This window comes from Gordonia sp. OPL2, from assembly GCF_003797825.1.
Lineage (GTDB): Bacteria > Actinomycetota > Actinomycetes > Mycobacteriales > Mycobacteriaceae > Gordonia.
The window spans coordinates 154,921-176,282 of record NZ_RKME01000009.1; the positions used below are offsets into that span (position 1 = coordinate 154,921).

The window sequence follows — 21,362 nt, forward strand, 5'->3', positions numbered from 1 at the left end:
GGTCAGCGCGGCGCCGAGATCGGATCCGCGGACTCCGGCGCGACGGTCGGTGCCGAGACGCTGCTCCTCGCCGATCGCCGACGGAGGTGTGCGTTCGTGAGCGCGCCGACCACCGCCAGCACCAGCACGTAGGCCACATAGCCGACGACCGTCTCCCGCAAACCGATGTGGGACACGATGATTCCGGCCACCACGGCGGGCAGGCTGAATGCGAGGTAGCTCGCGACGAACACCGACGAGAACACCTGGCCGCGCTGCTGCGGGGGTGTGGCGGCGCTGATGCTGTCGAGCGCGCCCAGGAAGGTCGCCGCGAAGCCGGCGCCGGCGATGATCGAGCCGGCGACGTAGAGCGGCAGAGTCTCGCCGAGTACCCCGGCGAGCGAGATGACCGCGCCGCCGGCGAGGGCCGGGTACCCGAATGCGAGCTTGGTTGCCGCCGACCGTCCGGTGATGAGCAGTGAGGTCGCCGCGGCGGAGGCGAAGAACACGAACAGCAGGACGCCGGCCTCGGCGTGGTTGTCGACGCCGAAGATGCGCGCGACGACAGAGGAGCCGAGGGACAGGTACAGCCCGCCGAGGGACCAGGTGGCGACGAGCGCCGGGACGGCGGCCACGAACACGCGTCGCACCTCGATCGGCAGCCGTACCTGCGGTGCGATGGTGTGCAAGAGGTGGCGGCGGGAGGTGAACCCGATACGTTCGGAGGTCTCCGGGACCACCAGCAACGCGATGAGCAGCACCGCGAACAGCCCGAGGATGACCTCGTAGATGAGGAACCGCGGGGCTGGGGCGTACTGCACGAACAGTCCGGCGACGGCGACACCGCCGGCCAAGCCGATGGCCGGTGCGGCTCCGGTGATCGCCGAACCGAGCCGCTTCGTCGGTTGCAGGTCGACGACGGTCGCCGTCAGCGTGCCCATCGCCGCGCCGGTGGCCAGCCCTTGCAGCGCGCGTGCCGCCATGAGCAGGCCGACGTCGTCTGCCGCGACGAACAGGATCATGCTCGCGATCAGCAGGACCAGTGCGATCGCGAGCACGGGGCGCCGGCCGATGTGGTCGGAGAGGGAGCCGACGGTCAACAGACTCACGAGCATGGTCGCGACGTAGATCGCGAACACGGCGGTCAGCGTGAACGCGGAGAACCCCCACAGTTCCTGATACACGGGATACAGGGGCGAGGGTGCGGCGGAGGCGAAGAGGACCATGACGAACGTCGCCGTGATCACCCAGAACGCGCGATGCGGGTGCAGTCGGGTCATCTCATCTCCTAAAGCAAAGCCGTTTGCGTTAGATTGAACGTATCCGAGGTCCGCACACTAAAGCAAACTGATTTGCAATAATGGTCGGCATGAGTGGTTCAACCGCGTCAGCGAGCGTTCATTCCCCCGGCGCGAAGCGCCCGGGTGGTCGCAGCGCACGGGTGCAATCGGCGGTGTATGCGGCGGTCGGACATCTGGTGGGTGCCGGACAGCGCGACACGATGACGATCCCCGAGGTCGCCGAGGTGGCGGGGGTGAACCCGACGAGCATCTACCGACGGTGGGGCACCATCGAGCAACTCCTCGGCGAGGTGGCGGTCGCGGCGCTGACACAAGGGGAGCCACTGCCCGACACCGGTGGACTCGCCGACGACCTCGCGGAGTGGTCGCGCATCATCGCGGCCGACATCGGCCGTCCGAAGCGTCGCGCCTACCTGCGCGCCATGGTGTTCGCCCGCAACGACGTCGTCGAGGAATGCCCGTGCTGGGAGATCCGCCGGGAGCAGGCCGAGGAGATGGTCGGGCGCGCAGCCGCCCGTGGACAAGAAGCGCCGACCGTCCGGCAGATCCTCGATCACGTCATCGCGCCGCTCTATCACCATGCGGTCTTCGGGCTCGCCCTCGACGACACGTATGCCCACGACCTGGCCTCCGATGTCATGCGCATGACCGATCGGAGCGGCCGATCAGGCTAATGTCGGCGCATGAAGTACGTCCATGCGTTCGGCGACGACGTCCTCGGTGACCGCGACGGGGTGGGGATCGCAGCCGCGATCCGCGCCGGTGAGTTCTCCGCGACCGAGGCCGTGCTGGCGGCGATCGCCCGGATCGATGCGATCAATCCTCAGGTGAATGCGATCGCGGTCGACGACCGGGAACGAGCGCTGACCCGCGCGGCTGACGCCGACTTCGGCGCGGGTTCGTTCGCCGGCGTGCCGTCGATCATCAAGAACAACACCCTGTTCGAGGGATTGCCGGTGGGTAACGGGTCGGCCGCGATGCCGGACCTGCCCGCGAAGGGCAACGAACCGTTCACCGAGCAGTTCCTCTCGACCGGGGTCAACATCGTCGGCGCCTCGACCCTGCCCGCGTTCGGTCTGACCGCGACCACCGAGTTCGTCGACCGCGACCCGACGCGCAATCCGTGGGACACCGACTATTCGTCGGGCGCCTCCTCGGGCGGGTCGGCGGCGCTGGTCGCGGCCGGTGCACTTCCCGTCGCGCACGGCAACGACGGCGGAGGATCGATCCGGATCCCGGCCGCCGCATGCGGTCTGGTCGGCCTCAAACCCACGCGCGGACGGGTCGCGCCGTCGCCGACCGGTCAGGTCCTGCCGGTCGACATCATCTCGAACGGCATCCTCAGCCGAACCGTGCGTGACACAGCGTATTTCATCTCCGACGCGGAGACATTCCGGGAGCCGGAGGGTCTTCCACGCGTCGGACTGGTCGGGGGACCGGGCCGACGTCGCCTCCGCATCGGGCTCGTCGACACGACGGTCACCGGACAGCCGATCGACGCGGAGACCGCGGCGGCCCTCGCGTCTGCCGCGGATCTGCTCACCGATCTCGGTCATGACGTCGAGACGATCCCCATCCCGCTCGACGAGGCGTTCGTCCGCCAGTTCGTCGACTACTGGTCGATGCTGGCCTGCTCGATGCACCGGCTGGGACGAGTGTTGGTGGGCAAGGACTTCGACCGAGACGCGCTCGACCCGTTCACCATCGGACTGTCGCGTCGCTACCTGCGGACCTTCTGGCGCACACCGTCGACCATCATCGGACTCAAACGGTCGACGGCGAGGTTCCGTACCGTGTTCGACAGCCACGACCTCGTCCTCACGCCGACGCTGGCGCACACGACGCCCCGGATCGGATACCTCGATCCCGGTGGGGATTTCGACGAGATCTTCGAGCGGCTGGTCCATTACGTTGCGTTCACGCCGGCGAACAACGCGACGGGCACACCGGCGATCAGCCTGCCGCTGGCCCGCACCGCCGAGGGCCTGCCACTCGGGCTCCACTTCTCCGCCGACCTCGGCCGTGAACGCACCCTGCTGGAGTTGGCGTTCGAGCTGGAGGCGGCGCGGCCGTTCGCGCGGATTCAGGATCAGGCCGTTCGGGAGCACTGACCAGACAGAGGTTGCCGTATGGTCCGCAACCCGGACCATACGGCAACCTCGTTCAGGCGGTTGTGCGTCGAACCTAGTGCGACACAGCCTTTTCCGCGCCGACGCCGGTGAGGGAGCGGACCTCCATCTCGGCGTTGCGCTCCGGGGTCCCGTTGTCCCGCGGCGAGGTCAGCGTGCCGACGATGCCGAGGATGAATCCGATCGGGATGGACACGATGCCCGGGTTGGCCAGCGGGAACCACGCGAAGTCGGCACCCGGGATCATCGCGGTCTCCGAGCCGGAGACGGCCGGGGAGAAGATGATCAACACGATGGTGGAGATCAGACCACCGTAGATGCTCCACAGGGCGCCGCGGGTGTTGAACCGCTTCCAGTACAGCGAGTACACGATGGTGGGCAGGTTGGCCGCCGCGGCGATCGCGAACGCCAGCGCCACCAGGAACGCGATGTTCTGACCGTTCGCGAGGATGCCGAGGATGATGCCCATGATGCCGAGCACGACGACGGTGTAGCGCGACACCTTGACCTGATCGGCCTCACTTGCCTTGCCGCGCTTGATGACACTGCCGTAGATGTCGTGCGCGAACGACGCGGAGGCGGTGATGGCGAGCCCGGCGACGACGGCGAGGATGGTCGCGAACGCCACCGCCGAGATGACGCCGAGGAGCACCACGCCGCCGAGTTCGAACGCCAGCAGCGGAGCCGCCGAGTTCTGCTTGCCGGCCGCCGCCATGATCTTGTCGGGTCCGACGAGCGCCGCGGCGCCGTAGCCGAGGACCAGCGTGAACAGGTAGAACGCGCCGATCAGTGCGATCGCCCAGACCACCGATTTGCGGGCCTCTTTCGCCGTCGGGACGGTGTAGAAGCGCATCAGTACGTGCGGCAGGCCGGCGGTGCCGAGGACCAGTGCGATGGCCAGCGAGACGAAGTTGATCTGCGATTCCAGCGAACCGCCGTACTGTGCGCCGGGGGCGAGAACGTCACGGGCGGCGATCTTCTCGTCGCTCGAGCCGGAGATCGCGTCCTGCGCCGAGCCGAGGATGCTCGACAGGTTCATGCCGAACTTGGCCAGCACGATGAAGGTCATGATCGCGGCGCCCGCGATGAGTAGCACGGCCTTGATGATCTGCACCCAGGTGGTGCCCTTCATGCCGCCGATGAGGACGTAGGCGATCATCAGCGCGCCGACGACGGCGATCACGATCGACTGTCCGACACGGCCTTCGATGTCGAGCAGGAGGGCGACGAGTCCGCCCGCACCGGCCATCTGCGCCAGCAGGTAGAACAGCGACACCGCGAGGGTGGAGATGGCGGCGGCCAGACGGACCGGTCGTTGCCGCAGCCGGAAGCTCAGCACGTCGGCCATGGTGAACTTGCCGGTGTTGCGCAACAACTCGGCGACGAGCAGCAGTGCCACCAGCCAGGCGACCAGGAAGCCGATGGAGTAGAGGAAGCCGTCGTAGCCGTAGACGGCGATCGCGCCGGCGATACCGAGGAAGCTCGCGGCCGAGAGATAGTCACCCGCGATGGCGATGCCGTTCTGCGGTCCGGAGAAGCCGCGACCGCCGGTGAAGAAGTCGGCGGCGGACTTGTTGTTCTTGCTGGCCCGGATCACCACGTACATCGTGACGGCGACGAACGCGGCGAAGATGGCGATGTTGGCGGCCGGGTTGCCGACGGCGGCGGCGAGGACATACGAGCTGTCGGTGGTCTGCTGGAAGGACATGGTCACGCCTCCCCTTCCATCTCTTCACGGATCTTCGATGCGCGCGGATCGAGCTCACGGTTGGCGAACCGGACATAGAGGCCGGTGATGACGAATGTCGAGACGAACTGCAGCAGGCCGAGGATCAGGCCGACGTTGATGTTGCCCCAGACCTCGGTCGCCATGAAGTCGTGCGCGAACGCGCCGAGCAACACGTACAGCGCGTACCAGAGCAGGAAGAACGCCGTCATCGGGAAGACGAACTTGCGCAGCGTCCGCCGCAGGTCCTGGAACTCCGGGCTCGCCTGCACCTCGAGAAACTGCTCACCCGTCGGCGGGTGCGGCGCCGAACCGGGTGGTTGTTCGATCGTGGACACGACTACCTCCATCAATGATGTGATGCCTCTTTGACGCTGAGCGTATTGAGGTGCACGTCACAGGAGAATGTGGTGGCGCAGGTCACACGCCGAAGCCGGTCGACTGTGCGCCGGGCGGTCGGTCGTGGCCGACGAACGGTCACCCGGTGAACGCCTCAGTCGCTGGGCAGCCGCTCGATGCCCATGCCGAGCCGCTCGGGCACATGCATCCGCGCGAACGTCCGCGACAGATCGCCAGGTAGCCGATCGCGGGTGGCCAGGCTGATCAGGATCATCGTCGCGAACGCCAACGGCACGGTGACTGCGGCCGGGTAGCCGATGATCACCGCAGGCCACCCGCCCAATGCGTCGTTGTCGACGACACCGGCGATCGCGAGACTCGTCGCCACCCCCGACGACAGGCCGCCGACGAGCAGACCGGCCACCGCGCCCGGAGCCGTCAACCCCCGCCACCAGATGCCCAGCACCAGCAGCGGACACAGGGTGGATGCGGCGACCGCGAACACCAGCCCGACGGTCCTCGACAGCTCCAGCGATGTTGCCGCCAGCGACAGTCCGATGGGGATCAGTCCGCCGATGACGGCCGCGAGTCGGAAGTCGCGGACCCGCCCGCGCAGCACGTCCGTCGACAACGCCCCCGCGACGCTGACGAGCAGGCCCGACGACGTCGCCAGGAACGCCGCGATCGCGCCCGCCGCGACGAGTGCGGCGAGGATCTGGCCGGGAATCCCCCCGACGGCGGCGCTGGGCAGCAGCAGGACCGCGGCGTCCGACGTCCCGGTGATGAGCAGCTGGGGGACGTAGAGGCGGGCGAAGACGCCGAGCACCGTGGGGAACAGGTAGAACAACGACAGCAGAGCGATGACCGCCAGGGCGGTTCGCCGCGCCGAGCGTCCGTCGGGATTGGTGTAGAAGCGCACCAGCACGTGCGGCAGCCCCATGGTGCCGAGGAACGTCGCGACGATCAGCGACAGCACCTCGAACAGCGGATGGCGTCCGCCGAGGCCGCCGCCGGACGCGATCCAGTCCGAACCTGTCGTCGGCGCTCCCTCGACGACGGGTGTCGCCGCGCCCGCGTCGAGGTGCACGATCGTGCCGGCACCCAGGACGTGCGGACCGGTCGACGGGATTGGTGCGTCGTCGACGGTGCGTCCGTCGAGGACGCCGGTCACGGTGAGTCCGTTCGTCTCGACGACGGTGACGGTGACGTCGGTGGTGATGTCGACGGTCGTCGCGGCGTCGACGCGAGGCGGGGCCGGCTCGCCGAGAGCCGAACGGTCGGTCGCGAACACGCCCAGCAACACCAGGGCGGGGATCGCGATCGCGGTCAGCTTGAGCCAGTACTGGAACGCCTGGACGAAGGTGATCGATCGCATGCCACCGCCGACGACGTTCACGATGACGATGGCCCCGACGGCGACGACGCCGATCCACACCGGCGCGCCGAGCAGGATGTGCAGTGTGAGGCCGGCGCCCTGGAACTGCGGGATCAGATACAGCACGCACACGACCACGACGACCGTCATCGCGGCGAGTCGCGCGGTCGGGGAGTTCAGCCGGAACTCGGCGAAGTCGGGCACGGTGTAGGCGCCGGACCGGCGCAGCGGCGCGGCGACGAACAGCAGCAGCCCGAGGTAGCCGGCGGTGAACCCGACCGGGTACCAGAGCGCGTCCGCGCCGTACTTCGCGACCAGGCCGGCGACACCGAGAAACGAAGCCGCCGAGAGATATTCGCCGGAGATGGCGGCCGCGTTCCACCGCGATCCGACGCTGCGTGAGGCGACCAGGAAGTCCGATGTCGTGCGGGACAGTCGGCCGCCGTAGGCGCCGACGGCGACCGTCGCGATGGCCGCGAGTGCCAGTGCTGCCGCGGTGAGTGCGTCGACGTCGGTCGTCACGGGTGTGTCCGCCTCACGGTGTGTCCCCGCCTTGTGTGCCCCGTTCCGGTGGCTCGGTGTCGTCGTCGACGACGCCGAGGAAGTCGCGTTCGGCCTGCTCGGCGAATCGGACGTAGAGTCGCCCGGTCATGTACAGGAGCGGGTAGAGGGCCAACGCGAGGACGAGCCAGTTCAACCGGAGGCCGAGCACGCTCACGGTGGTGAGCCACGGGAAGATGGTCCCGACGACGGGGATCGCGACGATGATCGCGACCACCGTCGCAGCGAGTCGCAGGGCGAGGCCGAGTTGGGCCCGCATCAGCCCGCGGACCAGCGCATCGCCGACCTCGGTCTGCTCCTGCACCTCGACGCGGGTGCGCACCATCCGTGCACCTCGGCGCCGGGCGAGGACGACCCGTTCCCGTTGCGGCTGTTGCCCTGTCACCGCTGGGGCGCGTCTTCCGTGTTGGCCTTCAGCTCACGCATCGGGTCGCGGACGAGACGGTCCTTCAGTTCGCGGAGCTGGCGTCGGCTGACGGGCAGTTCGACGGCCTCTGAGGCGCCGTTGGCGCGGACGCAGACGAGGGTCGACGACCCGCTCGTGCGCAGGCCGGTCACCATCGGCAGGGCCACCAGATAGGACCGGTGCACACGGTGGAATCCGTGATCCACCCAGCGGGTGGCCAGCGTGGACAGCGGGATGCGGACCAGGTGCGACCCGGTGGCCGAGTGCAGACGGGCATAGTCGCCGACCGCCTCGACCCACGAGATGCTGTCGCGCCGCACGAGCGAGGTCACGCCCGACAATTCGACCGGGATGACCTCGTCTCCGCTCCCGGTCGGCCGCGTCGTCGCCGCCTCTGCGGCTCGTGGTGAGCCCTCGCCTGCGGTGATGACCCGTGAGATCGCTTGCGCAAGACGCTCTTCGCGGAGCGGTTTGAGCAGATAGTCGACGGCACCGACCTCGAACGCGTCGACCGCCTTGTCCTCGTGCGCGGTCACGAACACCACGGCGGGCGGTTCGGCGTACCGGGTGAGGACTCCGGCGAGTTCGAGGCCTGACAGTCCCGGCATGTTGATGTCGAGGAAGATCGCATCGATCCGGCGTTCGTTCAGTTCCCGCAGCGCATTCGTGGCGTCGCCGGCGGTGTGCACCTCGGCCACGTCGGCCTGCCGGTCGAGGAGATAGGCGAGTTCGTCGAGGGCGGGGGGTTCGTCGTCGACGGCGAGGACCACCAGCGCCATCCGCACTCCTCCTGCCCTCTCGTGCGACCGCTCAGGCACGGATACCGGCGCGGAACTTGGGCACCCGCATACCGACACGGGTGCCCGCGTCGACGCCCGTGTCGACCACTAGACCGTAATCGTTGCCGAACGCCGCCCGCAGCCGATGGTCCACATTCGTGAGGCCGACGTGCGCGCCGTCGGAGTCGCTGCCGGTGCCGTTCTCGCCCGGGGTGAGGGCGTCGATGTCGCCGGAGCGCAGCAGTTCCGGGTCCATGCCCACACCGTCGTCCTCGACGGTGATCACGCAGTCGGTGCCCTCGTCGCGGGCGATGATGGTGATCGTGCCGCCGCCCTTGCCGGCGAGTCCGTGGCGGACCGCGTTCTCGACGAGCGGCTGCAGCGCCAGGAACGGCACGACGACATTGAGGACCTCCGGCGCGACCTGGAGTCGGACGTTCAGCGCGGGGCCGAATCGCGCGCGTTCGAGCGTGAGGTAGCGGTCGATGTTGCGCAGTTCGTCGGCGAGCAGCGTGTATTCGCCTGCGGCGCGGAACGAATAGCGGGTGAAGTCGGCGAAGTCCAGGATCAGTTCGCGCGCTCGGTCGGGATCGGTGCGGACGAACGACGCGATCGTGTTGAGCGCGTTGTAGATGAAGTGCGGGCTGATCTGCGCACGCAGCGCCAGCACCTCGGCACGGTCGAGACGGGCCCGGGACGCCTCGAGATCGGCCAGCTCGATCTGACTCGACACGTAGCGCGCCACCTCACCGACCGCTCCCAGCATGCCGGGGCCGGGTCGGTGCGTGGTCGCGACGACGAGGACGCCGACACTCGTGTCGTCGGCGACCAGGGGCTGGGCGATCAGGGTGCGCACTGGCGATTCCGGGCCGCACGGGTCGTTGACGAGGACTCGCCGCTGATCGGCTTCGGCGGTGGCCGCGGCGTCGGCGGATGCGGTGGTGAGCGCCGCGTCCCACAGGGACGTAGGGCTCGTGTCGTCGGCGGGTTCGTTCGCCAGGAGCACCCCAGCGGAGTCGTACAGCGCGAGTGCCTCGGCCGTCGTCAGCGCGCGTAGGTGGGGGAGTGCGTCGCGCGCGGAGTCGGCCGAGAGGCCCGACCGAAGCGACCGCGCGGCCTGCGACGCCGTCTGCAGGGCGAAGTGCACGGCACGTTCGGTCGGCGTGGTGACGACCCGACGTGTCCGGATCAGCACCACAGTGGCGACGACGACGAGGACGCCCACCACCACCAGCGCGACCGCCAACTGACCGGACATGGATTCCACGATCCCATGCTCACGCAGGGTCCGACCGGGTCGGGATCATTCCGACGACGAGGTCGATGAGTTGATGCCGGTCGGCGTTCCACTTCTCGCGCGGCAGGTGCCCGGTGAGGTCGAGGTCGGTCGCGCCGTGGGCGGCCGCCATCAACACACCGGCGTAGGGTCGGGCGTGCTCGTCGCCGACGAGTCTGCCGACGAGTTCCAGAAACATGTCCTGGGCGCGCCCGGCGGCCTCGGCGACGGATGCCGAGTCGTCGGCCTTCTGCGCGAACATCAGTCGGTACAGGTGTGGCCGGCTGTGGCCGAGGTCGGACAATGCGCCGAGAGCCATACGAAGGGCCTGCTCCGGTGACAACGAATCATCGCCGGTGATGGCGTCGAGGCCGACCGCGACGGCGGCCCAGGCGTCGGTCGCCACCGTGGTCAGCAGGGCGTCCTTGTCGACGAAGTGGCGATACGCGGCTGACCGCGAGACTCCTGCGCCTGCGCCGACCTCCCGCAGGGTGACGGCCTCGGGACCCCCGCGGTCGAGCAGGACGACGGCCGCCTCGAGCAACGCCTGCCGCGTCTGCGCGGCACTCTCCGCTCGGGTCGCCATCCCGACAACCTATCAGTTGACATTGTCCACTCGAATGAGTTGACTGAGTTGACGGTGTCAACTCAACCAAGAGGGGCCATGCACACCATCGTGATGACCGGCGCGACCCGGGGTATCGGACGCGCCGCCGCGCACGAGATGCTCCGTGCGGACCCGGAACTGCATCTCGTGGCGATGTCGCGCTCAGGTAGCCCCGGAACTGATGCCCGGCAACTGGATTCGGGGATCGGACGAACGACGACGATCGACACCGATCTCGCGGACATCGACAGCATTCGGGCCGCTGTCCACGAGGTCACCCGTCGACTCGACGACGGCTCGCTCCCGCCGCTGGTGGGCATCGTCGGCAACGCCGGGCTGCAGTTCGTCGACGCCCTGCACGAGACGGTCGACGGGCTCGAGAGTACGTTCGCGGTGAATGTCGTCGCGAACCATCTGCTCCTCAGAGGTCTGCTCGACCACCTGTCATCACCCGCCCGAATCGTGATCACGGTGAGCGACACCCACTTCGGCGATCTCCGGCACAACCTCGGCATGGTGCCCGCCCCACGCTGGTCGTCACCATCGGTGCTGTCCCGTCCCCGTGCGTTCGACGAGCCCGGCACCGTGCGCGCCGGACGGCGCGCCTACTCGACCAGCAAACTGGCCGCCATCCACCTCGTTCACGAATGGGCGCGTCGGTTGCCCGAGGGGGTCGACATCGTCGCCTACAACCCGTCGTTCGTCCCCGGAACCGGTCTGGTCAGAGCGGCCGGACTGCGCGATCGACTCATCAGCCGCTGGCTGCTCCCGGCGCTCGCCATCTCACCGACGATCGATCGGATATCCACGGCCGGCAAGAAACTGGCCGATGTGGTGCTCGGACAGACGCGGACGGCGTCCGGGGCCTACGTCGACCGCGCCCGCATGGTGGCGTCGTCGGACGAATCCTATGACCCCGACCGGGAGCGGGAAATGTGGGACTTCCTGGAGGGTCTGGTGGGAGCGCGACCCACCGCACCTCAGTAGGCGGCCCACTCCGACTGCGCGTACCGCAGGATGCGTGGGTCCATGAGGGTCGACGGCGGCAGATCGAGCGGGGCCCGATCGGCCGGGAACACCGCGGCCGCCGCCAGCTCGTCGTCGTTCAGGAATCGGAGCGGATGTGGAAGTTCCAGCCGCAGTTCCGGTCTCGTGGTTTCCTTCGGCCCGCTCGCTTCGCTCCCGGCGCTGGTTGCATTCGGCCCGCTCGCTTCGCTCCCGGCGCCGGTTTCCTTCGGCCCGCTCGCTTCGCTCCCGGCGCCGAGGAAGAAGCCCCAGTCACCGAACGACGGGACGTCGACGTGGTACGGCACGGTCTGCAGCCCCGCGGCTGCCAGTGTCGATCCGATACACCAGAACGACTTCGGGGCGAAGTAGGGGGAACCGGACTGCACAACCATTCGCCCGCCCGGTGCCAGATGCGCGGCCACCAACGCGTAGAACTCGGTGGAATACAGCTTCGCCGTGGCCGATTCGTCCGGGTCCGGCATGTCGACGATGATCGCGTCGAAGGTGTCTCGGTTCTCGCGCAGCCAGGAGAAGGCGTCGGCGGCCACGACCGTGCTCCGCGGATCCGACATCGAACCTCCGTTGAGGCGGGTCAGCCGGGCGTCCTCACGGGCGAGTCGGATCATCTCCGGATCGAGTTCGACCAGCGTCGCCGAGTCGACGTCCGGATAGCTGAGGACCTCGCGCAACGCCAGCCCGTCGCCACCCCCGAGGATCAACACGCGGTCCCGATCTCCGGACGCATTCGGCCCGCTCGCTCCGCTCCCGGCGCCGGACAGCGCCGGATGCACCAGCGACTCGTGATACCGGTACTCGTCGATCGACGAGAACTGCAGGTCCCCGTTCAGGAACAGCCGGGTGTCCGGTCCGAGGGGCGTGCGGCGTTCGGTGATCACGATGTCCTGATACGGCGTTCGCTCGGCCGCGACGATCGGATCGCGGAACAGGGCCTGGCGCGCGGTCACCTCGAATCGGCCGGCCAGCGCAAGACCGGCGACGAGCACCCCGACGACCGCGACCGCACACACGCCCAACACCGCCAGCCGTGCGCGGCTCAGATCGTGGCGGAACACCACGAACACCAGAAAACATCCCGCGGCCGCGTTGACGAGCCCCACGATCAGGGCGCCCTCGAGCTGACCGAACAACGGCAGCAACAGGAACGGGAAGCAGAGACCGCCGACGAGCGCACCGATGTAGTCGACCGCGAACATGTCGGCGACCGCGGTCCCCGCATCCTGACGGCGGATGCGTTGCAGCAACACCATCAGCAGCGGGATCTCGGCGCCGATTAGCAGGCCGAGCACGAACGCCACCACGACGAGTCCCGGCGTGTAGAGAGACAGATAAGCGAACGCGGCGTACAGGCCCATCACCGACAGCCCGCCGACGAGTGCGAGCAGCAACTCGATCGCGGCGAACGCGGTGACCGCCTGTGCCTGCAGCGGTTTGGCGGCCAGCGATCCGATGCCCATGGCGAACACCATGACGGCCAGCACGATCGACGCCTGCGTCGCCGTGTTCCCGATCAGGAACGACCCCAACGACACCAACGCCAGCTCGTAGACGAGACCGCACGCGGCACAGACGAACACGACCGCGAGCAAAGCCGCGCGGGACAGCCGCGACCGGGATTCGGGCGCCTCGTCCGATCGGACAGGAGCCGCGGTCTCGGGTCGGGTCACCATGACGGGCGCGGCGGAGGCGACGGCCGCCGGATCACAGGATCGCTGCGGCGACGATCAGCGAGACACCGACGTGCGCCACCGCCTGGACCCACACCGCCGGGTGGGGTTCCGGGTGCAGCATCAGCTCGCCCAACCGTCCCGGTGTCGCGACGTCGATGAGCGCGAACGTCACCGCCATCACCGCGATGCCGATGATCGTGTAGACCGCCGTATAGGTCAGCCCCTCGACGAGGCGACCCTCGCTGGCGACGATGGCGGCGGTGACGATGATCGCGATGCCCGCCAGATTCGACGCGACCAGGATGCCGGCGTTGCGATTGCGGTCGGCCCACAGGTGCTGGCGCAGCTTTCCCGGTGTGAGCAGGTCGAGGACGAGGAAGGAGATCGCCATTAGGACGACTCCCGCGAGGCTGTATGCGCCTGCTGCGTAAGCATTCTCGAAGATGTCTCGGATCACAGTGTCTCTCCCGTGTGAGTGGTGCCTGTGTACGTGATGTCCATGTGAACTGATGACGGGGACCGACTACTTTCCACCGCCACCGCTGCCCCCTCCGCGATAGCTGCTGCCCGACCCGCCGTAACCCGGTGTGGGCACCCAGAATCCGCCGACATACGGGTGATAGTGCCGGTAGCCGGACTCGTAATCGCGGCTGAGCATCACCTTGGTGGCGCCGGCCGCCAGTGGGAACAATCCGATCAGATAGTCCGGATACTGCAGGAAACGGCTGCCGGCGACGTTGGCGCTGTTCGAGGTGTCGCCGTCGCGTTGATCGGTGGGCCGCTCGACGTCGCTCAGTTGCGCAGCGACGTCCGACGGCGATCCCTGCGCGACGTAGGCGTCGACGTCACCCTCGTCGCTGCCGGTGTCGCGCTGATAGTGCGACGTGATGTAGTTCCGTGCGCTGCTGCCGTCGCCGGACATCCCGCGGAACGCCTTCACCGAGCAGGAACCGACGATCGCGAGCAGTGCGACGACCGCGATGACGCCGATGATGATGTTGCGGGTGCGGTGCAGTCCGCGACGGGGATCGGGGCGCCGCGGATCGTTCCCGAAGCCGGCCGGCGGGCCGTAACCGCCGGGTGGTGGAGGTGGCGGGGGCGGCTGGGTCATGAGCCGGCCTCCGCGCGACGCCGGATCACCGTCGAGGTGATCACGAGCTCCGCGGTCTGCGGGTACGTGTGCCAGGTGTCCCACGAGATGACGTCGTCGTCGGTGGTCGCCAGAACCGCGGTCATCGCGAGCGGCCGCCCGGGAAAGTGGCCGAGCACCGCGGGCCTCCCGGCGGCGAGATGTCGTTCGCCCCGGGCGGTGACGTCGGCGACGACGCCTCGCATCTCGTCGAGACCACAGGCGCGGACGGAGGAGGTGAACAGGTAGGGCCCGTCGGCGACCGACGACGGCAGCGGGTCGTCGGCGCCGGGCAGACAGGCGACGGTCTCACACCAGCGGGCGCGGTCGGCAGGCTCGGCGCCTTCCGGACCGAGCTCGACGACGACCTGATGACTCGCACCCAACAGCCGCAGGGACACCGTGAGACCCTCTCGGCGGTGATCACACCGGGCGAGGGGTTCCTGCAGATCCGCGGTCAGGGAGAACGCCAGTTGGCGTGCGCTCGTGTCGGCGTAGGGGACCTGCAGACGCGTCGCGGAGGTCACTGTCCCGGCGTGGGGTCGGTCGGATAGATGCGGTACTCGCTGCGTTCGACGACCTCGCCGCGGGCGCACTCCCATCCGGAACCGAAGTCCTCGAAGGAGAGTCGTTCGTCGCCGGCCTCGTAGTCGTGATAGCGCATCGAGGCGCGCGGAGCGAGGCCGGTGGTCCCGGCCGACGTGTAGTCGGCGCCACCGGATTCGTCGGACGAATAGCGTCGGCCGTCGAGCTCGAGGGACTGCGGGCCCGGGGTCAGGGTGACCCCGGTCAGCTCGTGCCAGAGGACGACCTCGAGATCGGGGTCGTCCTCGACCGAGATCCATGCCTTGCGGCCGGTCCCGGTGTCGAGGAAGTTCTCGGTCCACACATATCCGCCCTGGGTCAGCCGCAGTGTCCCGCGGACCGCAAACGTCTCGCCGCGCAGCTCGACCAGGTCGCCGGGCTTGAGCTGTCGGGGATCGCCACGGACCGCGTCGTCGTCGGCGGTGGAGAACGGATCGCCGGGACGGTAGGCGCGATGGCGCAGCGCGTCCTCCTCCGCCTGCCGCAGCTTGCGGTTGCCCAGGAAGTTGAACACGACCACGACGGCGATGATGAGAAGCAGCGCGACGATGACGATCAGCAGGATCTCCACCGGGCGACCCTATCGCCTGAATCGGACACCGGCCTACTCGTTGACGGCGTGATGTCGGCACCGTGAATGACGGATGCGCGTTCCGACGCGGACGCGCGGATCCCGCGGCGCGGGGAATGCGTGCGTCGGGCAGCGGTCGTCGGGTCGGTCGGCCGCTGCCCGGGGCACCGCCCGACCTTGCACTCGACCTGGCCGAGTGCTAAAACGGTGTTTGGCACTCGCGAGCCGTGAGTGCCAGGTCGGGACGGTGAGACCGGTACCGAATGACACACCGGTCGTCCGTCGCGGGCACCGAGTTCCGGCCATAGATACCTGGTGTCACCCCCTATCGGAGGATCACTTACCCATGGCCAAGCAAATCGCGTTCGACGAAGAGGCCCGCCGCGGCCTCGAGCGGGGCCTGAACAGCCTCGCCGACGCAGTCAAGGTCACGTTGGGCCCCAAGGGTCGCAACGTCGTCCTGGAGAAGAAGTGGGGCGCCCCCACGATCACCAACGATGGTGTGTCCATCGCCAAGGAGATCGAGCTGGAGGACCCGTACGAGAAGATCGGTGCCGAGCTCGTCAAGGAGGTCGCCAAGAAGACCGACGACGTCGCGGGCGACGGCACCACCACCGCAACCGTCCTGGCTCAGGCGCTCGTCCGCGAGGGTCTGCGCAACGTCGCTGCCGGCGCCAACCCGCTGGGTCTGAAGCGCGGCATCGAGAAGGCCGTCGAGGCCGTCACCGAGTCCCTCCTGAAGAGCGCCAAGGAGGTCGAGACCAAGGAGCAGATCGCTGCCACCGCGGGCATCTCGGCCGGCGACCCGTCGATCGGTGAGCTCATCGCCGAGGCGATGGACAAGGTCGGCAAGGAAGGCGTCATCACGGTCGAGGAGGCTCAGACCTTCGGGCTGCAGCTGGAGCTCACCGAGGGCATGCGCTTCGACAAGGGCTACATCTCGGGCTACTTCGTGACCGACGCCGATCGTCAGGAAGCCGTTCTCGAGGATCCGTACATCCTTCTCGTGTCGGGCAAGGTCTCGACCGTCAAGGATCTGCTGCCGCTGCTGGAGAAGGTCATCCAGGCCGGCAAGCCGCTGCTGATCATCGCCGAGGACGTCGAGGGCGAGGCCCTGTCGACCCTGGTCGTCAACAAGATCCGCGGTACCTTCAAGTCCGTCGCCGTCAAGGCCCCGGGCTTCGGTGACCGTCGCAAGGCCATGCTGGCCGACATCGCCATCCTCACCGGTGGCGAGGTCATCAGCGAAGAGGTCGGCCTCTCGCTCGAGAGCGCAGGCGTCGAGCTGCTCGGTACCGCCCGCAAGGTCGTCGTGACCAAGGACGAGACCACCATCGTCGACGGTTCCGGTGACGCCGACGCGATCGCCGGTCGCGTTGCGCAGATCCGCAGCGAGATCGAGAACAGCGACTCCGACTACGACCGTGAGAAGCTGCAGGAGCGTCTGGCCAAGCTGGCCGGCGGTGTTGCGGTCATCAAGGCGGGCGCGGCCACCGAGGTCGAGCTCAAGGAGCGCAAGCACCGCATCGAGGACGCCGTCCGCAACGCGAAGGCTGCCGTCGAAGAGGGCATCGTCGCCGGCGGTGGCGTGGCCCTGCTGCAGTCCGAGCCGGCCATCGACGGGCTCTCGCTCGACGGTGACGAGGCCACCGGCGCCAACATCGTCAAGGTGGCGCTCTCGGCCCCGGCCAAGCAGATCGCGATCAACGCGGGCCTCGAGCCCGGCGTCGTCGCCGACAAGATCCTCAACTCGAAGCTGGGCACCGGCCTCAACGCCGCCACCGGCGCGTACGAGGACCTGCTCAAGGCCGGCATCAACGACCCGGTGAAGGTCACCCGCTCGGCGCTGCAGAACGCTGCGTCGATCGCGGCACTGTTCCTCACCACCGAGGCCGTTGTCGCCGACAAGCCGGAGAAGAACCCGGCCCCGGCGATGCCGGGTGGCGACGAGATGGGCGGAATGGGCTTCTGATCTCCTGATCACCAGCCTGCGTTCATCCAACGCATCCAGACCGAAGGCCGGTCACCCGCACGGGTGGCCGGCCTTCGGCGTTCGACGGCCCGGTCGCGTTCGGCACCGCCTCATCCGAGACCGGCGGGCCCGGCCGCTCGGCGTCTGAGACGATGAACCCATGACCGACCCGATCGTCGACCGTCTCGAACTCACCACCGTCGCGAACTTTCGCGATGTCGGCGGATGGGAGACCGCCGACGGTCGGCGAGTCGCGCCGGGGATGCTCTTCCGGTCCGCGGCACTCGACAAGGCCTCCGAGACCGACCGGGCGACCCTCGCGGGTCTCGGGCTCCGAACCATCGTCGACCTGCGATCGGTCGCGGAGACCGAGGCGCAGCCCGATCCCGTGCTCGACGGGGTGGCCGGCATCCACCTCGACGTGCTCGCCGACGCCGAATCGGTCAGTGCGCCCGCCAATCTCGACAAGGTCCTGTCCGATCCGGTGACGGTGGCCGCTGCCAACGAGAAACTCGCCGACGGCAGCGGCCTGGCACACATGATCGACGCCTACCGCGAACTGGTCAATCTGCCGAGTGCGTTGTCGTCGTACCGGACGTTCTTCACCGGCCTCGACGGGACACCCACCCTGTTCCACTGCACCGCGGGCAAAGACCGGACCGGCTGGGCCGCAGCAGCGTTCCTGACCTTGATGGGGGTCGACCGTGACCGGGTCTATCAGGACTATCTGCTGACCAACGACCTGTTCTTGCCGGCCATCGCTCCGGTGTTCGACGGATTCGCCGCTGCCGGAGGCGATCCCGACCTGCTGCGACCCCTGCTCGGGGTGCAGGAGTCCTACCTCGACACCGCGTTCGCCGAGGTCCGGGAGTCCTTCGGCGGAATCGAGGGGTACTTCGCCGACGGACTGGGCATCGACGCCGCCGGACAGGAGGACCTGCGCCGGCGGTACCTCGTCACGTCCTGACCGACGGGACCCGGTGACGAAACCGGCTGGTCACAACTGTCCGGAATGGCACGCGTCGATGCACTCTGCACCATAGGATTCGCGATGTGACATCAGATCCCGACGTGTCGTCGAAGCCGAAGAGAACCGGTGAATCCGTCGTCCGCGCGTTCGTGAACTCGCCGCTGTCCGGCCTCGCGCCATGGATCGTGATGTCGTTGTTCAGCGGTCCCGGACGCTTCGAGGAGTCGGTGGCCGCCGCTCTGGGCATCGCCCTGCTGGTCATCTTCGCGAGCTGGAAGATCGGCAACTCCATCAAGTTGATGGAGTGGTTCGACGTCGTCTTCTTCGTCGTGATGTGTGTGATCGGGATCCTCGCCTCGCCCGGCATGATCACCTGGCTGGAGCTGTGGGCGGGCGAGATCGTGAACCTGGCGCTCGTGGTGTTCGCCTTCGGGTCGATCCTGCTGCGCCGCCCCTTCACTCTCGAGTACGCGCGGGAGCAGACGCCCGAGGAGTTCTGGGACAACCCGCTGTTCATCCGCACCAACTACGTCATCACGGGGGCGTGGGCCGCGGCGTTCGCGGTGTCGGCGATCGCCGGTGCGATCGGTGACGCGGTGTTCGACGACGCGGGCAATTTCTGGACCGGCTGGATCATCCAGATCGGCGCGACGGTGTTCGCGATCTCGTTCACCGAGTTCTACCCCGACTACGGCCCCAACAAAGCGCTGCAGAAGATGGGCGTCGAGACCGATCCGCCCGTGTCGATCGCGCGGCTCTTCGACTGGGTGCCGGTCTTCGTCCTGATCGTCGGCATCGCCGGTCTGGTGACCGATTCGACGTCCACGATCGTCGGGTGGGTGCTGATCGTCGTCGGCGCGGTCGGTGTCCGCGTGATGCGCTCGCTCTTCCCCGATCCGAAGAAGGCGGCGTCGCAGGACACCTAGCGGCGCCCGCTCACCGGAACACGATGCACGTGGTGGTGCCGTGTGCGACCAGCTTGCCGTCGTCGGAGAAGACCTTGCCCTCCGCGGTCGCGGTCCGTCCCCCGACGTGGATGACGGTGCCCGTCGCGGTGAGTTCGCCCGCGTCGACGGCCACCGACCGGATGTAGTTGATCTTCAGTTCGAGCGTCGTGTAGCCGACGCCGGCCGGGAGGGTGGTGTGCACGGCGCAGCCCATCACCGAGTCGAGCAGGGTGGCGCAGATACCGCCGTGCACGGTGCCCAGGGGATTGGCGAAGTCGGCCTGCGGCGTGACCGTGAACGTGACCCGTCCCTCGTCGATCTCCTTGGCGCTCATCCCGAGCAGGCGCCAGATGCCGGGGCGATCCGGATCGGGTTCCGCCATGGCGGCGCGCAGCAGTTGCAGGCCGCTCAGTGCCGAGGGATCGGAAACTTCCGTCGTGTCGATGCTCATGACTATGTAGGATGGCATAGATCGCACGAATTATGAAGGTCTGCATAGACAGGCTCGACGATCGCGTCTGAGGGAGTGGGCATGAGCACGGTCGATGGACCGCCGGAGGAGAGATCTCTGGACGAGTCGCGGGAACGCGCGGCGGCGCGCGGGCCCCGCGATCGGATGGTCGTGCACGCGGCGAACCTGATCGGCCGCGACGGTGTCGCGGCCACCTCGATCGGTGACGTGATCGCCGCGAGTTCGGCGCCGCGTGGGTCGATCTATCACCACTTCCCCGGCGGCAAGACGCAGCTGATGACCGAGGCCGTGCGATATGCCGGCGACTTCATCTCCTATCGCATCAGCCGGGAGAGTTCGGCCACGCCCGCCGAGGCAGTGGCCGAGATCGGTGACGTGTGGCGGCGGATGCTGGTCAACACCGATTTCGAGTTCGGTTGCCCGGTTCTCGCAGGCGGTCTGGCCCGGCGCTCTGAGCCGGAAGTCGCCGACGAGTCGGATCAGATCTTCGCCCGCTGGACGCGGTTGATCTCGACACGACTCATCCACGAGGGCGTCGAGGCCGATCGTGCCGATTCGCTCGCACAGCTGATCATCGCCTCGATCGAGGGCGCTGTCGGACTGTGCCAGACGCAGCGATCGGTCGAGCCTCTCGACCGGGTCATCGCCGAACTCTCGCGTCTGTGCGACGCCGCGGCAAGCTGAACGGTGGTCCCGACGTGACCGCCGCCACTGTCATCGACTAGGTTCTTCTCCCAAAGCACACAGCAATCGCGTGGGACCGCGTTCCCGGGTGGTTGCCGCCGGGACGGGAGGCCGACGGTGGGGTCGGGAGGTCGGGGGTCGGGAGGTTGATGTCATGACACCGGTCTATCGGCAGATGCTCGGCTCGGACTTCGACCGTCTGCACCCCAATGTGGCGTGGCGGTACAGCATCGACTCGACCTCCGGGGTCGCACAGATCGCGACCGGCATCTACGAGTCGGTCTACGTCACCTCCGCGCTCCCGCCACCGTTCTTCTGGCACTACGCCAAACGCAACGCGCTCCCGCCCAAGAGCAGCCGGATGGTCCCGTTCACGCAGGGACACTACTGCTACGTCGACGAGCTCGGTCGTGAATGCCTGGCCGTTCTCCGTGCGTTCGACTTCACGACGGGCACCCGCAACATCAACTCCCTGCTGGTCTCCGGTCGCAGCGGCCTCGTCGACTACTTCGGCGACGGCCCCGAACTCCTCTATCCGATCGAGCCGTCGGTCACGAAGTCCGGGGAACTCCTGTTGGAGAGCGGCCCGCTGCGGTGGCTGGGGCGTGGTCCGAAGGTCGGGATGCGCGGCATGTTCGCCACCCAGATGAAATACATCGAGGGATGGGACGAGACGCGGCAGCGATTCCGCTGCGACGCGACCGTGCGCAATCCTGTCATCGGCGAGATCCTGCACTTCCGTGGATGGTTCACCGCGGCCGATCAGGCCTGCACCCTGCGCGACATCCCGGACGAGGCGTGGCCGTTGACGCTCGTCGATCGAGAGGACTGACGCGGCCGCCAGGACGGAATGTGAGT

Annotated in this window: 22 protein-coding genes; 8 read left to right on the forward strand and 14 right to left on the reverse strand. The window is 68.0% G+C overall.

What is annotated here, in order from left to right:
• Positions 1–2 precede the first annotated feature (2 nt).
• The gene (locus EEB19_RS11850; protein WP_187586419.1) at positions 3–1,259 is read right to left on the reverse strand and encodes an MFS transporter; all 1,257 of its coding nucleotides are present in this window, start codon (positions 1,257–1,259) and stop codon (positions 3–5) included.
• A gap of 80 nt (positions 1,260–1,339) precedes the next feature.
• On the opposite strand from EEB19_RS11850, the gene EEB19_RS11855 reads away from it, so the two are divergent.
• Both EEB19_RS11855 and EEB19_RS11860 read left to right on the forward strand, forming a co-directional pair.
• Positions 1,340–1,954: a TetR/AcrR family transcriptional regulator gene (locus EEB19_RS11855; RefSeq protein WP_187586421.1), complete on the forward strand. Its 615-nt coding sequence runs from the start codon at positions 1,340–1,342 to the stop codon at positions 1,952–1,954.
• Positions 1,955–1,963: 9 nt separating this feature from the next.
• The gene (locus EEB19_RS11860; protein WP_187586423.1) at positions 1,964–3,391 is read left to right on the forward strand and encodes an amidase; all 1,428 of its coding nucleotides are present in this window, start codon (positions 1,964–1,966) and stop codon (positions 3,389–3,391) included.
• A 73-nt stretch (positions 3,392–3,464) separates the two neighbouring features.
• Here EEB19_RS11860 and EEB19_RS11865 read toward each other — a convergent pair whose 3' ends face one another.
• The 7 genes from EEB19_RS11865 to EEB19_RS11895 form a co-directional block, all read right to left on the reverse strand.
• On the reverse strand, positions 3,465–5,117 hold the full coding sequence (locus EEB19_RS11865; protein ID WP_187586487.1) for a cation acetate symporter: 1,653 nt from the start codon (positions 5,115–5,117) through the stop codon (positions 3,465–3,467).
• Positions 5,118–5,119: 2 nt separating this feature from the next.
• Positions 5,120–5,473: a DUF485 domain-containing protein gene (locus EEB19_RS11870; protein ID WP_187586425.1), complete on the reverse strand. Its 354-nt coding sequence runs from the start codon at positions 5,471–5,473 to the stop codon at positions 5,120–5,122.
• 155 nt (positions 5,474–5,628) lie between these two features.
• Entirely contained in the window at positions 5,629–7,371 is a 1,743-nt protein-coding gene (locus EEB19_RS11875; protein WP_187586427.1) for a cation acetate symporter, read from the reverse strand.
• A gap of 13 nt (positions 7,372–7,384) precedes the next feature.
• A complete protein-coding gene (locus EEB19_RS11880; protein ID WP_262365605.1) occupies positions 7,385–7,735 on the reverse strand; it encodes a hypothetical protein in 351 nt (116 codons plus the stop codon).
• 56 nt (positions 7,736–7,791) lie between these two features.
• Positions 7,792–8,595: a LytTR family DNA-binding domain-containing protein gene (locus EEB19_RS11885; protein WP_187586431.1), complete on the reverse strand. Its 804-nt coding sequence runs from the start codon at positions 8,593–8,595 to the stop codon at positions 7,792–7,794.
• 31 nt (positions 8,596–8,626) lie between these two features.
• Positions 8,627–9,853 carry a sensor histidine kinase gene (locus EEB19_RS11890; RefSeq protein WP_187586433.1) on the reverse strand — a complete coding sequence of 409 codons (1,227 nt, stop codon included), beginning with the start codon at positions 9,851–9,853 and terminating at the stop codon, positions 8,627–8,629.
• Positions 9,854–9,872: 19 nt separating this feature from the next.
• Positions 9,873–10,457, reverse strand: a complete 585-nt coding sequence (locus EEB19_RS11895; RefSeq protein WP_187586435.1) for a TetR/AcrR family transcriptional regulator — start codon at positions 10,455–10,457, stop codon at positions 9,873–9,875.
• A gap of 78 nt (positions 10,458–10,535) precedes the next feature.
• Here EEB19_RS11895 and EEB19_RS11900 point away from each other — a divergent pair, with 78 nt between their 5' ends.
• Positions 10,536–11,465, forward strand: a complete 930-nt coding sequence (locus EEB19_RS11900) for an SDR family NAD(P)-dependent oxidoreductase (protein ID WP_187586437.1) — start codon at positions 10,536–10,538, stop codon at positions 11,463–11,465.
• On the opposite strand, the gene EEB19_RS11905 is transcribed toward EEB19_RS11900, so the two are convergent.
• The 5 genes from EEB19_RS11905 to EEB19_RS11925 form a co-directional block, all read right to left on the reverse strand.
• Positions 11,459–13,174: a polyamine aminopropyltransferase gene (locus EEB19_RS11905; protein WP_187586439.1), complete on the reverse strand. Its 1,716-nt coding sequence runs from the start codon at positions 13,172–13,174 to the stop codon at positions 11,459–11,461. The genes EEB19_RS11900 and EEB19_RS11905 overlap by 7 nt on opposite strands.
• 31 nt (positions 13,175–13,205) lie before the next feature.
• Entirely contained in the window at positions 13,206–13,631 is a 426-nt protein-coding gene (locus EEB19_RS11910; RefSeq protein ID WP_187586441.1) for a DUF350 domain-containing protein, read from the reverse strand.
• A 66-nt stretch (positions 13,632–13,697) separates the two neighbouring features.
• Positions 13,698–14,285 carry a DUF4247 domain-containing protein gene (locus EEB19_RS11915; RefSeq protein WP_187586443.1) on the reverse strand — a complete coding sequence of 196 codons (588 nt, stop codon included), beginning with the start codon at positions 14,283–14,285 and terminating at the stop codon, positions 13,698–13,700.
• The gene (locus EEB19_RS11920; RefSeq protein ID WP_262365606.1) at positions 14,282–14,830 is read right to left on the reverse strand and encodes a DUF2617 family protein; all 549 of its coding nucleotides are present in this window, start codon (positions 14,828–14,830) and stop codon (positions 14,282–14,284) included. Before EEB19_RS11920 ends, EEB19_RS11915 begins: the two co-directional genes overlap by 4 nt.
• Entirely contained in the window at positions 14,827–15,459 is a 633-nt protein-coding gene (locus tag EEB19_RS11925) for a DUF4178 domain-containing protein (RefSeq protein ID WP_187586447.1), read from the reverse strand. Before EEB19_RS11925 ends, EEB19_RS11920 begins: the two co-directional genes overlap by 4 nt.
• A 346-nt stretch (positions 15,460–15,805) precedes the next feature.
• On the opposite strand from EEB19_RS11925, the gene groL reads away from it, so the two are divergent.
• From groL to EEB19_RS11940, 3 genes are all read left to right on the forward strand, one after another.
• Positions 15,806–17,431: a chaperonin GroEL gene (groL, locus tag EEB19_RS11930; protein WP_187586449.1), complete on the forward strand. Its 1,626-nt coding sequence runs from the start codon at positions 15,806–15,808 to the stop codon at positions 17,429–17,431.
• A 160-nt stretch (positions 17,432–17,591) separates the two neighbouring features.
• Complete coding sequence (locus EEB19_RS11935; RefSeq protein WP_187586451.1) at positions 17,592–18,398, forward strand: tyrosine-protein phosphatase; 807 nt, start codon at positions 17,592–17,594, stop codon at positions 18,396–18,398.
• 86 nt (positions 18,399–18,484) lie between these two features.
• Complete coding sequence (locus EEB19_RS11940; protein WP_262365607.1) at positions 18,485–19,327, forward strand: hypothetical protein; 843 nt, start codon at positions 18,485–18,487, stop codon at positions 19,325–19,327.
• Positions 19,328–19,337: 10 nt separating this feature from the next.
• Here EEB19_RS11940 and EEB19_RS11945 read toward each other — a convergent pair whose 3' ends face one another.
• Complete coding sequence (locus EEB19_RS11945) at positions 19,338–19,817, reverse strand: PaaI family thioesterase (RefSeq protein ID WP_187586453.1); 480 nt, start codon at positions 19,815–19,817, stop codon at positions 19,338–19,340.
• A 147-nt stretch (positions 19,818–19,964) separates the two neighbouring features.
• Here EEB19_RS11945 and EEB19_RS11950 point away from each other — a divergent pair, with 147 nt between their 5' ends.
• Positions 19,965–20,504, forward strand: a complete 540-nt coding sequence (locus tag EEB19_RS11950; protein ID WP_262365611.1) for a TetR/AcrR family transcriptional regulator — start codon at positions 19,965–19,967, stop codon at positions 20,502–20,504.
• Between the two features lie 154 nt (positions 20,505–20,658).
• A complete protein-coding gene (locus tag EEB19_RS11955) occupies positions 20,659–21,336 on the forward strand; it encodes a DUF4166 domain-containing protein (RefSeq protein ID WP_187586457.1) in 678 nt (225 codons plus the stop codon).
• Positions 21,337–21,362: the final 26 nt, after the last annotated feature.